This is a genomic window from Spiroplasma endosymbiont of Ammophila pubescens, from assembly GCF_964020965.1.
GTDB lineage: Bacteria > Bacillota_I > Bacilli_A > Mycoplasmatales > Mycoplasmataceae > Spiroplasma.
Window position 1 is genome coordinate 621,666 of record NZ_OZ026611.1, and the last position, 12,992, is coordinate 634,657.

General features: G+C 28.4%; 11 protein-coding genes. All 11 read left to right on the plus strand.

The features are described from left to right. Nucleotides 1-163 precede the first annotated feature (163 nt). The 11 genes from ABNT63_RS03950 to recO all read left to right on the plus strand — a co-directional run bounded on the left by ABNT63_RS03950 (nucleotide 164) and on the right by recO (nucleotide 12,987). Nucleotides 164-559 (plus strand): hypothetical protein, encoded by a 396-nt coding sequence (locus ABNT63_RS03950; RefSeq protein ID WP_348736626.1) that lies wholly within the window; start codon nucleotides 164-166, stop codon nucleotides 557-559. Between the two features lie 298 nt (nucleotides 560-857). Next, nucleotides 858-1,133 carry a hypothetical protein gene (locus ABNT63_RS03955; RefSeq protein ID WP_348736627.1) on the plus strand — a complete coding sequence of 92 codons (276 nt, stop codon included), beginning with the start codon at nucleotides 858-860 and terminating at the stop codon, nucleotides 1,131-1,133. 118 nt (nucleotides 1,134-1,251) lie between these two features. After that, the gene (pyrH, locus tag ABNT63_RS03960) at nucleotides 1,252-1,977 is read left to right on the plus strand and encodes a UMP kinase (protein WP_348736629.1); all 726 of its coding nucleotides are present in this window, start codon (nucleotides 1,252-1,254) and stop codon (nucleotides 1,975-1,977) included. Then, nucleotides 1,978-2,526, plus strand: coding sequence for a ribosome recycling factor (gene frr, locus ABNT63_RS03965; RefSeq protein ID WP_348736631.1), 549 nt, complete (start codon nucleotides 1,978-1,980; stop codon nucleotides 2,524-2,526). A 60-nt stretch (nucleotides 2,527-2,586) separates the two neighbouring features. Next, nucleotides 2,587-3,294 carry a polyprenyl diphosphate synthase gene (gene uppS, locus ABNT63_RS03970; protein ID WP_348736633.1) on the plus strand — a complete coding sequence of 236 codons (708 nt, stop codon included), beginning with the start codon at nucleotides 2,587-2,589 and terminating at the stop codon, nucleotides 3,292-3,294. Then, nucleotides 3,272-4,363: a phosphatidate cytidylyltransferase gene (locus ABNT63_RS03975; RefSeq protein WP_348736635.1), complete on the plus strand. Its 1,092-nt coding sequence runs from the start codon at nucleotides 3,272-3,274 to the stop codon at nucleotides 4,361-4,363. Before uppS ends, ABNT63_RS03975 begins: the two co-directional genes overlap by 23 nt. A 6-nt stretch (nucleotides 4,364-4,369) precedes the next feature. Then, entirely contained in the window at nucleotides 4,370-5,515 is a 1,146-nt protein-coding gene (gene dxr / locus ABNT63_RS03980; protein ID WP_348736637.1) for a 1-deoxy-D-xylulose-5-phosphate reductoisomerase, read from the plus strand. Nucleotides 5,516-5,553: 38 nt separating this feature from the next. Continuing rightward, nucleotides 5,554-6,900 (plus strand): site-2 protease family protein, encoded by a 1,347-nt coding sequence (locus ABNT63_RS03985; RefSeq protein ID WP_348736639.1) that lies wholly within the window; start codon nucleotides 5,554-5,556, stop codon nucleotides 6,898-6,900. A 27-nt stretch (nucleotides 6,901-6,927) separates the two neighbouring features. After that, nucleotides 6,928-11,286, plus strand: a complete 4,359-nt coding sequence (locus ABNT63_RS03990; protein ID WP_348737151.1) for a PolC-type DNA polymerase III — start codon at nucleotides 6,928-6,930, stop codon at nucleotides 11,284-11,286. A 59-nt stretch (nucleotides 11,287-11,345) separates the two neighbouring features. Further along, entirely contained in the window at nucleotides 11,346-12,239 is an 894-nt protein-coding gene (gene era / locus ABNT63_RS03995; protein ID WP_348736641.1) for a GTPase Era, read from the plus strand. Between the two features lies 1 nt (nucleotide 12,240). Further along, complete coding sequence (recO, locus tag ABNT63_RS04000) at nucleotides 12,241-12,987, plus strand: DNA repair protein RecO (RefSeq protein WP_348736643.1); 747 nt, start codon at nucleotides 12,241-12,243, stop codon at nucleotides 12,985-12,987. Nucleotides 12,988-12,992 lie beyond the last annotated feature (5 nt).

Consider the following 12,992-nt stretch of genomic DNA (forward strand, 5'->3'; position numbering starts at 1 on the left):
CCTTAAAACTAATGGCTTACATATTCCGAAAAAAATACAGATTAAAGAAAAATTAAAACAACAATTTCCTAATTTAAATATTAATAAAATAAAAATTAAAGATAACATTAGTTCTTCATCAGCAACAATTGTTTCAAGTGATTTTTCGTTTTATCGAGGATCAGTGATTCTTTATTATACTCTTGATAAATCAATTGCTAATCAAATTGATTTAAATCGACAATATGTTCCAAATAAAACTTGAGTACAAAATCGAAGTTACCGAGGAATGTGAATTAATAATAATATTGCAACAAAACTTGAACAAAATTTAACAAATGCTTTTTTAAGTCCAGCTAATTATACTAATTTACCATTCTATGATCAAAAAACATTTATTTCTTATGATGAATTATTGTCCTTTTTAGATGAACCAATTCTACATTCTTGACAACAATTTATCAATCATTATTGTTCAACTTATCAAAATAAATTAAAAGAAATTATTGGTCGTATAAAGAAAATTGGGGTTTTTTATAAAAACAAGAAAAAAATGTCTTTATTTTATTGAACTAAATAATATTTAAAAACAAAAACCCCAATCTTTTACATGCGACCAAATTATTACATTATTTTATAATATTTGTGCTTTTCTTTGAGCAAAACAAGAAATTAATAAAGTTTTAAGTTCTGTTATTATTAAAGATGGATAATTTTTAGAAACAAAGGGTTATACAAATTCAAACAACCGGTAAATTGTAATTGCATATGATGCAATAAATTGTAACTATGAAGAGATATGAAAGCAAAATTGGGTTGAAGGTGGAATTTCACAACAAAGTATTTTTTACACTCTATGTCATGAACTTGGACATTTGTTGCACTATCGTTATAAATTAGATTATAAAATTAATGTGATTGAACAATTAAAAACATTTTTATTAAAAAAAATTAATAACTTTCACCAGCAACAAAGTTTAACAAAAGAAAAGATTTTTCAATTATTTCATCTTAGTAAATTTTCATTTAAAGATAATTTTGAATTTTTTGCGGAGGGATTTATATATTGACTTTTAACAAGTGATGCTTTAAAAACAAAAGCATGAGAATTTTGACATGAGTTTTTAACATCTTATTTGCCAAGTTTAACTTAATATTAAGTAGTTTTTGATAAAGTAAATTTCTTTACTAATTTGTAATTTTATTTTGATTATTTGTTAAAACAATTTATAATATATTAGAATAAAATATAAAAAAGAAAGGAAAGTTATAATGGCATTACAATATAAGCGAGTTTTACTAAAATTATCTGGTGAAGCATTAGGGAATTCTGATAATTTATATGATGCGAAAAAAATTTATGATATTGCAAAACAAATTGTTAAATTACAAAAAGAAGGATTACAAATTGCTATTGTTGTCGGCGGTGGTAATATTTGACGCGGTAATCGTGCTGACACAATTAAAATGAATCCAATTAGTGCAGATTATATGGGAATGTTAGCAACAGTAATGAATGCTTTAGCATTAGAGGCTGTATTAAAAAATGAAGGTAGTCAGAATGTTGTTGTAACTTCAAAAATTCAAGTTCCGGAAGTTGCTTCACCATATTTGTTTAAAAAAGCAAAAGCTGCTTTAGAAAAAGGAGCAATTGTTATTATGGCTGGAGGAACTGGCCAACCAAAGTTTACAACTGATACAGCAGCAACAATTAGAGCAATTGAAATTGATGCAGATGTTATGTTAATGGCAAAAAATGGAGTTGATGGTATTTATGATAAAGATCCGCGCCATAATGCTGATGCAGTTCGCTTTGATAATATTAGTTTAAATGAATTGCAAAAAAAACAATTAAAAATAATGGATTTAACAGCATCTAGTTTAGCAATGGAAGATGATGTTAAAATCGTTGTTTTTGATATTAATGAACCAGATAATATTTATAAGGCAGCACATGGTAATGCGCGTTCAACAATTGTTACAGGAGGGAAAAAATAAATGTCGCAAGAAGTTATTAATCAAACAAAAGAAAAGATGGAAAAAGTAATCGTTTCATTTGAAAATGAATTAATTAAAATTCGTACTGGTCGTGCCAATCCAAATATGTTATCACATATTATGATTGATTATTATGGAACACTAACACCAATTCAACAATTGGCTAATATCATGGTGCCAGAAGCACGACAATTAGTTATTAAACCATATGATCGTTCAATTATTAATTTAATTGTAACAACAATTAATAAAGCAGATTTAGGTTTAACACCAAATTCAGAAGCAGATTTAATTCGGTTAAATATTCCTCCGCTAACTGAAGAACGTCGTAAAATGTTGGTTAAGGAAATGTGAAAAGCTAGTGAACAGTTTAAAGTAGCAATTCGGAATGAACGACGAGATAGTAATGAACACCTTAAAAAAGATTCTGAATTAACTGAAGATGATAAAAAATATTATGAAGGGGAAGTTCAAAAATTAACAGACCAATTTATTAAAAAAATTGATGAAAAAGCAACTCTAAAAGAAAAAGAACTAATGGAAGTTTAAAACTTTCATTTTTTTATGACTCTCGGTATAATTAACAAAATGGGAAGAAGGACATAAGGCATGAAAATACCACAATATATTGCAATTATTTTAGATGGTAATGGTCGTTGGGCAACTAAGCAAGGTTTAGAACGAACAGCTGGCCATGAAGAAGGAGCAAAACGGATTAAAGATGTCGCATTAAAAGCAAATGCTCTTGGTGTTAAGTATTTAACGATTTATTGTTTTTCAACTGAAAATTGAAAACGAAGTGCACAAGAAGTTGCATATTTAATGGCGATGCCAGAGCGATTATTAAATAATAAACAAGTTAATAATTTTAAGAATGAAAATATTGTTTTAAATCATATTGGTCGGCGTACAAAAATGCCGCTTAAAACATTAACAGCAATTGATAATGCTATTTTACGGACAAAAGATAATAATGGAATGGTTTTAACATTTGCTTTTGACTATGGAGCCATTGAAGAATTATTAACAGCAATTAATCAAATGATAAGTGAAAAATTAGCAACTGTTGATGAACAGACATTATTTCAACATTTATATACCGCAGATTTACCAGATGTTGATTTAATGATTCGATGTGGTGGTGAACAAAGGTTAAGTAATTTTTTATTATTACAAAATCGTTATGCTGAATTATATTTTACCAAAGCATTTTGACCAGAATTTGATGAAAATGCTTTAACTGAAGCAATATTAGATTATAATAATAGAAATAGAAGATTTGGAGGAATTGAAAGTGATAAACAATCAGGAAGATAATGTTCTTATTAATGAAAATGAAAAATCAACAGGAGATGATAATTTAACAAATAAAGCGTCAAAAAGTAAGGAACATAAAGGTATGTTTCAAAAAAAATATGTTGCTCGTCATATTACATTTTATTTGTTATTAGTCTTTTTAGGTTTATATTTATTCACAGGGGCAATTGCAACAGAATGACATGGTAATGTTCCACATATTGAAATTGCTAATTATGTTTTTATTGGCATTAATGCTGTTATTTTAGGTTTAGTTAACTATGAAATTTTGCGGTTAGTTGGAGGAACAAAGTGACCAATTTATACGCAAGTCATTACATATTTATTAATAATTTTTTTATTTTTGTTTCCAGCTGAATCAATCGCAACAGAATATGGTGGAATTGGTTCAATTAATTACCCATTTTATACATTATTAAATTGAAATTGATTAAAACCCTGAATTATTTTTGTTATTTATTTATGTGCGATTTTAGGATATTATTGTTTAGTATTTAGTTCAAAAGAAATTACTTTTGGTAAAATGACATTAGTTTTAATTTTTACCTTGTATTTAACTTTTGCTTTAAAAGCAATGAATAAATTTATGTTAAATCCTGCTTATGGTTGAAGTAGTGTGGTATGATTAGCATTAATTATTATTTTAACTGATACTTTTGCTTTTGTTGGTGGTGTTACTTATGGAAAACATAAATTAGCGCCAACAATATCTCCAAACAAAACATGAGAAGGTGCTGTAACGGGAACAATCTTAGCAGCAGGAATTACAATTACTTATGCTATTTTAATGTTTCATTTTGCAACTAGTAACCATTGGGTTTTTAACTTTTTCTCAAATGATAATAATAAAAATGTAATGCGTTATGTAATTTATGTTCTGCTAGCGTTTGTATTAAGCATTTTGTCACAATTAGGGGATTTATCATTTTCATGAATTAAACGTCGTTATAATATTAAAGATTTTAGTAATTTATTGTCTGGCCATGGTGGTATTTTAGATCGTTTGGATTCATTTTCATTAGTCTTTTTTGTAATGTTTATTATTTCAAATATAGTGTTACAACGATAATTTATGATGCGAAATATTATTGTTTTTGGTGCGTCTGGAAATATTGGTCAACAAGCGTTACAAATTATTAAATCAAATCCAAATGATTTTCAAATTACCGCTGTTAGTATTTATCATAATATTTCAGTTCTAATTAAGATTTTAGATAAACATCGCACAATTAGGATTGTTCATCTTGGTGATGAAACACAACAAGCTATTTTAACAGCGCAATATCCAAATATAACTTTTGTAACTGGAGAAACAGGAATTAATGCAATGTTAGTTACTTTTCCGACAGCTTTGGTTTTAAATGCAGTTAGTGGTTTTGCAGGATTGTACCCAACATTACAAACTTTATATGGTAAAAACCGTACGTTATTATTAGCAAATAAAGAATCGTTAGTAGTAGCAGGGGATTTAATTAACAATTTATTAGCAAAAAATAATAATAAATTATATCCAATTGATTCTGAACATTGCGCTATTTTTCAATGTTTAGAGCAAACCAACCCGTGTTCAGAAATTATTTTAACAGCTTCAGGGGGGATGTTTGCTAATAAAACATTAGCTGATTTAAAAACAATTGATGAGCAACAATCTTTGCAACATCCAACTTGAAAGATGGGGCAAAATATTACCATTGATTCTTCAACAATGGTAAACAAAGGATTTGAAATTATAGAAGCTTATCATTTATTTAAAACTTCAAAAATCACTGTTATTTTACATTCACAAGCTATTTTACATTCAGCCGTACAATATGCCGATTCTTCAATTATTGGACAATTATCAAAACCTTCAATGTTACAAGTTTTAAATTATTTTTTATATTATCCAATTCGAAAACATAGTTCGTTCTTAAAACCATTAAATTTTGAGGAATTAATAACCTTAACATTTCAAAAAGCTGATTTATCTCGTTGAAAAGCGCTACAATTAGCCTATCGTTGCTTAAATGAAAATAATTCATTAGCCATTGCTTTTAATGCAGCAAACGAAACATTACGTTCGCTTTTCTTAGCCGGAAGAATTAAATTTTATCAAATTGTTGATTATATTGAATATTTTATGAATCAAATTAAACCGCAAAAATTAGTTAATTATCGTGAAATCAAAGAATTAAATGATATCATTAAAAGAGATATTATTAATTATTTTTCTGAAAAATAATGTTATTTCGAATAAAAAAGTAAGGAGTTAAGAAATAAATGTCAGCAGGAATGGTAGTTTTAGGTTTTATAATTGGGATTATAATTTTATTAATGTTAGTTACAATTCATGAATTTGCACATTTTATTATTGCGAAATTAGCGGGAGCATATGTCTATGAATTTGCAATTGGTTTTGGTCCCAAAATTTTTTCTTGAGGAAAAAAAGAAACTCGTTATTCAATCCGAATTTTTCCTTTTGGAGGATATGTTTATGTTGCAAGTCAATTAGTTGATCCACCAAAAGGGCGTGAAGAGGAAGAAGTTCCTGAAGAACGAAAAATGGAAAATATTGCAAAATGAAAACGCTTAATTTTTATTGTCGCAGGAGCTTTAATGAATTTTTTTATTGCTGTTTTTATTTTTACCACAACTTTTGCGGCATTAAATTATAAACCATCTGATATGACATATTGAGGAGCTAAGTATGATTCTAATGGTGCAGCATATGCTGCTCTAAAAACGATTGGTCAAAATGTTGCTCAAGATATTGTGATTTTAGATTATTGATTAGGTCCTAATATTGAAAAACTTAAAGTAGCACAAGAATATTATCGTGTTAATAAAGAAGATAAAGCTGATAATAAGGAGAATCATATTTTAGCAAGTCATGTGGGAACAGTAGATAAGATTCCAACTTATCAAACAACAGTTTTTAATTTTATTAAAAATTTAAAACAACAATATGATAATAGTAATAATGATGAAAAAATTAATTATATTATTCTTGCTTTTGCTCGTGTAAATAATAAACAAGAAGTTACAACGGCTTCGGATGGTTTATTTCAAACTGAACCAGTTAAGTTAACAGAAGCCAACAATACTTATACAGTCGGAATTAGAGCTCCTGATCGTCAGTTTGCTTCAACTGCGCAAGCATATGGCTATGGTTGAGGAGAAACATTTAGACAATCAGTGACAATTTTAAAATCATTTGGATTATTATTTACTGGTCAGTGAGGACAATTATCTGGTCCAATTGGAATTGCAAGAACAGTTTCTTCAATGTTAACAGAAGGACCAGCTCTTTTCTTTATGTATGTGGCCATGTTATCTGCTAATTTATTTGTTTTGAACTTAATTCCAATTCCACCATTAGATGGATACAAGTTTTTTGAAACATCAATTGAAGGAATAGTTGGTGGAGTAAAACGCTTAAATGGTCGGGTAAGGATTTGAAAGAAAAGCCATGATCCAGCGCAACAAAAAGTATTATTAGAAGAATATCAAGCAAAAGAGCAAAAATGACAGTTACCCCATAAGGCAAAGATTATTATTAATGTAACGGGAGCAATAGTCTTTATTTTATTATTTATTGGAATAACAATTAAAGATGTCTTTTTTTAAGCAGAAAAGCTAGGTGAGAATTAGATGATGGACCAACAATTGATAAAACTATTTACAGCAAATAATTTAGAATTTACTGGAAATTATTTTGATGATGCTAAAGTCATTAAAGCAGAATATAGTACTAGTGAAGGTTTTTTTCGTGTTGTGATTGAAATTAATGATTTTTTACCACTAGAAGTTTTACTAAAATTAGAACAAACTTTATTAGAAAATGAAACATTACCCACAAAGATTTCTTTACGGGTTCGAAAAGAACAATACGAATTAGAAACTATTTTTAGTTACTTAGAATATATTCGATTAAATAAATCGGAATTAAAAAATAGTTTTTTTAGTAAATTATCCCCAGAACGTTTTGTTTTAACTGATAATATTTTAAAAATTACTGTTCATTCGGAAAGTGAACAAAAATTAGTGGGTGAACATTGTAATTATTATCAAAAAAAACTTCGTCGCTATGGTTTTAGTGATTTACAATTATCCCTAGTGATTGATTTACGAGAAAATAATATTTTAGAAATTAATGAACAAGAATTAATTAAATATCAAGAAACAGCGCAAAAAACAGAACAGTTAATTTCTAAACCAACCAATGGGACTAATCCAGTTCGAAGAGAATTAAATAGTTATCAGAGAGCAAAAAATGGAGAAGCAAGTTATGAACGGTTAATTGATATTGATCAAGATGTTCCGAATGTGACAATTTATGGAAAAATTTTAAGTAAAGAACGACAGTTAATTTCAACAAAGAAATTTATTTATGTAATAACAATTACTGATTATAGTGATACAATTGGCGCAAAATTTTTTACTCGAACAGAACAACCAGATGATTTTATTGAAGAATTAAAAACGAATGAATGAGTTAGTCTTTTTGGCGATATTCGGTATAATACTTATGGTAATGAACAAATGTTTTTTATTAAAAAAATTTCTCGTTTAGAGCGTGAAGATTTATATCGTGAAGATAATGCGCCTGAAAAACGCGTGGAGTTACATCTCCATACTAAAATGAGTGTTATGGATGGAGTAACAGATCTTGCAATGCTTTTTAAAACATTAGTACATTGGAATCATAAAGCAATTGCTTTTACTGACCATTTAAATGTTCAAGCTTATCCAGAAATTTATAATCTTAATAAGAAATATCCTGATGTTAAAGTTATTTATGGTGTTGAAGCAGATGTTTTAGATGATAAAGTCTGATATGTTAAAAACCTGCATCATCATAATTTACGAACTGCAAAATATGTTATTTTCGACTTAGAAACAACTGGCTTAAGTAGTAGCTATGATGAAATCATTGAATTTGGTGCGGTTATTATGGATGGTATTAGTGGTGAACGTCAAACAATTAATCATTTGTTTAAACCATCCGTTAAGTTATCATCATTTACAACTGAATTAACAGGAATTACAGATGAATTATTAGCGGATAAACCAACTTTTATTGAATCAATTGACCAAATTTTAGAATATTTTAAGGATGCAATTTTAATTGCACATAATGCTGAGTTTGACCTTGATTTTATTCAATCGTGGTTAAAAAAAGCTGGACGCGCAGAAATTAATAACACAGTAATTGATACTTTACAATTATCACGGATTTTAGAACCACATTTGAAAAATTATCGGTTGGGAACAATTGCTCGTTGTTATAATGTTATTTATAATGAAGAAGTTGCTCACCGTGGTGATTATGATGCAATTGTTTTAACAGATATCTATGAGCATCAGCTACGGAAAATGATTAATACTTATAGTATTGAGTTTGATGATGATATTGAGAAAATTCATGACCCTGCTGTTTATAAAAAACTGCGACCAAAACATATGACAATTTTAGCAAAAAATCAGTTAGGTTTATTAGAATTATTTAAACTAATAACTGCTGCGCATACTAAATATTTTTATTCATCACCAAAATTATTAAGAAGTGTAATTGAACAACATCGTAGTAATTTATTGATTGGGTCATCATGTGTTAATGGTGATGTTTTTGAAGTGGCACGAAATAAAGATGAATCGGAATTAGCAGAAACAATTAAGTTTTATGATTATGTTGAAATTCAACCTCCTAGTGTATATAAACATTTAGTTCAAATAGGGGATTTATCAGAAGAACGATTATTAACAGTCATTAAAGATATTATTTTTACAGCAAAAAAATTAAATAAATTAGTTGTTGCTACTGGTGATGTGCACTATCTTAACCCAGAAGATAAAATTTTCCGTGAAGTTTATATTAATGCAAAAGGAATTGGTGGCCGTCCACATCCTTTATATGATTATAAGCAACGAGTAACTGATAATCCTGATCAGTTTTTAAGAACAACAATGGAAATGATGAACGAATTTAGGTTTTTAAATGATGATGAATTAATTTATGAAATTGTAGTAACAAATCCAAATTTAATTGCTGACCAAATTGAAAAAGTTGAAATTATTAAAGATAAATTATATATACCTAAAATTGAGGGTAGTGACCAATTATTAAAAGAATTATGTTATCAAAATGCTTATAAAATTTATGGTAAGTCATTACCAGAAATTGTTGCATCACGCTTAGAACGTGAATTAAATGCTATTATTAAGCATGGTTTTGCTGTTATTTACTGAATTGCACATAAATTAGTTGATAAATCATTGCAAGATGGCTATTTAGTCGGGTCACGGGGAAGTGTTGGTAGTAGTTTTGTTGCAACAATGAGTAATATTACTGAAGTAAATCCATTACAACCACATTATTTATGTTCTTATTGTAGTTATAGTGAATTTATTGTTGATGGTTCAGTTAAGTGTGGATATGATTTACCAGTTCGTACTTGTCCAAAGTGTCAAAAACCATTAAAAGGAGAAGGGCATGATATTCCCTTTGAAACATTTTTAGGGTTTGAAGCAGATAAAGTTCCGGATATTGATTTAAACTTTTCAGGAGAATATCAACCAATTGCACATGACTTTACTAAAGAAATGTTTGGAGAACGTAGTGTTTATCGTGCCGGAACAATTTCAACGGTGGCAGAAAAAACTGCATATGGTTATGTGAAAGGTTATTTTGAAAGTAAAAATATTTTACATTTAAAACGTCGCGCAGAATTAGAACGAATTGCCAAGGGTTGTGAGGGAGTTAAACGAACAACTGGACAACATCCAGGTGGAATTGTTGTTATTCCAAATGAATATGAAGTTGAAGCATTTACACCAGTTAATTTTCCTGCTGATGATATCAAATCAAATTGATTAACAACTCATTTTGATTTCCACGCAATTCATGATAATGTTTTAAAGTTAGATATTTTAGGTCATGTTGACCCAACTGCTTTGCGAATGCTGCAAGATTTAACGGGAGTGGATCCAAAAACAATTCCAACAAATAATGAAGCAGTTTTAAGTCTTTTTCGAAGTTTAGATGTTTTAAAAATTAAACCAGAATATATTAATGGTGAAAAAACTGGTGCAATTGGTATTCCTGAATTTGGTACCTTTTTTGTTCGTAAAATGTTATTAGATACAAAACCAACTTCATTTGCAGATTTAGTCCAAATTTCAGGATTGTCACACGGAACAGATGTTTGAATTGGCAATGCCCAAGAATTAATTCGAAATCAAAATATTAGTATTTCAGAAGTAATTGGATGTCGTGATGATATTATGGTTAATTTAATTTATAAAGGGTTACCTGCTCAAAGTGCTTTTAAGATTATGGAAGATGTTCGGAAGGGCAAGGGATTAACAACTGAACATGAACAATTAATGCGGGATAATAATGTTGAACAATGATATATTGATTCGTGTAATAAAATTAAGTATATGTTCCCAAAAGCACATGCAACAGCCTATGTCTTAATGGCGTGACGAGTAGCATGATATAAAATTAATTATCCAGTTGAATATTATGCAACATTTTTTTCAACTCGAACAGATGTTTTTGATATTAAAACAATTTTAAAAGGAGCAGAAACAATCAAACAAGTTTTACGCGATATTCAAACTCGTTTGGATAATAAAGATTTTAATGCTCCTGATAAACCAACACAAAAAGAAAAAGATTTAATTCCCGTTTATGAAGTAGCATTAGAAATGTATGCCCGAGGAATTAAAATGAGCAATATTGATTTAAAAACAAGTCGAAATAAAAATTTTACCGTTATTACAAATGAAAATAATGAAAAAATTATTTTACCGCCATTTTCTGCAATTGATGGTTTGGGGGGAGCTGTTGGCGATAGTATTATTAATGCTCGCCATGAAAAACCATTTTTATCAATTGCTGATTTACAAAAACGAACAAATATTACAAAAGCTCATTTAGAATCATTTGAAGAACTTGGAATTTTAAAAGATTTATCATTAGATGATCAAATTGCGTTTGAGTTTTAAATAAGATAATTTTTTATGATATTTTCCTTTATAATTAGAATAATTAAGAGGTGAAGAAAATGGCAATTAAATCAGGTTTTGTTGCAATTGTGGGGCGACCAAATGTTGGTAAATCAACATTATTAAATACAATTTTAAATAATAAAGTAGCAATTGTAACAGCAAAGGCACAAACAACACGAAACCGTATTCAAGGGATTTATAATGATCAAGAATCACAAATTGTTTTTATGGATACCCCAGGCATTCATAAAACTCATCATGAAATGGGGAAATTTATGAATAAAGTTGCTTTATCAGCAACAAAAGCAGCCGATGTTATTTTATTTTTAGCTCCAGCAAATGAACACATTGGTGATAATGATCGTTATATTATAAGAGCACTACAAGAGCGCGCAATTCCAATTGTTTTAGTTGTAACAAAAATTGATTTAGTTTCCAAAGGTGATTTAATGGTAAAAATTGCTGAATGAGAAAAAATTCATCAGTTTACTGCTATCATTCCCGTTTCAGCCGTCAAACATAAAAATCTTGAAACATTATTAACTTTATTAAAAACACATTTAGCAGTAGGACCACAATATTATCCTGATGATATGTTAACTGATCAACCAGAAAAGTTTTTAATTCGTGAAATTATTCGTGAAAAAATTTTGTTGTTGACAGAAGATGAGATTCCGCATAGTGTTGCCATTTTAATTGATAAAATTGATGATCAACCACAGCTATTAAAAATTATGGCTTCAATTTGTGTTGAACGGGATTCGCAAAAAGGAATTATTATTGGGAAACAAGGCCGTTTAATTAAACAAATTGGAACGCAAGCCCGCTTAGAATTAGAACAAATTTTAGGAACAAAAATATTTTTAGAATTATTTGTTAAAGTAGTGGATAAATGACGGGATAAACCTTCAATGATTGCCCGTCTAGGTTATAACAAAGAAAGTTATTAAAATGATTCAAAAATTAACAGGAATGGTATTGCATAAACGACCTTATGATGATAACAGTGCAATTATTACGATTTTGTCACAAGAATTAGGAAAATTAGCTTTTTTTGCACCTGGGGTACAAAAAATTACATCAAAAAATCAGTATGCAGTACAATTCTTAGCAACAAGTGAATTTGAAATATTTTTATCATATCATAATAATAAGTTAAGTAAATTAAAGACAGGAAATTTATTAAAAACAAGAATTAAATTAGCACAAAATTATGATGATTATTTATTAGCAACATTAATTTGTAAAATTGCTGAGCAAGCGGTTGTTGACCGTCAAGATGATAATGAATTGTACGAATTATTAACAACAACATTAGACAATTTAGTTGCATGAGAAGATAATTTAAGTATTGTAATTGCTTTTATGTTTCGTGCTTTAAAATGATATGGATTAGAATGAGACTTTACGATGTGTAAACGATGTGGCAGCAAACAACACATTAAAACAATTAGTTTTCTTGAGGAAGGATATCTTTGTAAAAATTGTTTATTACCAAGAGATTATCTTTTTCCAATTGAATTAGTGAAAGTTTTTAATAGTAATTTTCATACTAATTTTTATTTTTACAATAAGATTAATATAAAAGCTTTAATAATATTATTTAAAATGCTATGTGAGTATTATTTAACAAAAGTTGGAATATTTTCGTGTAGTATTTATGAAATGCGACAAAAATCAATTTATTTTAAAGAATAACATAG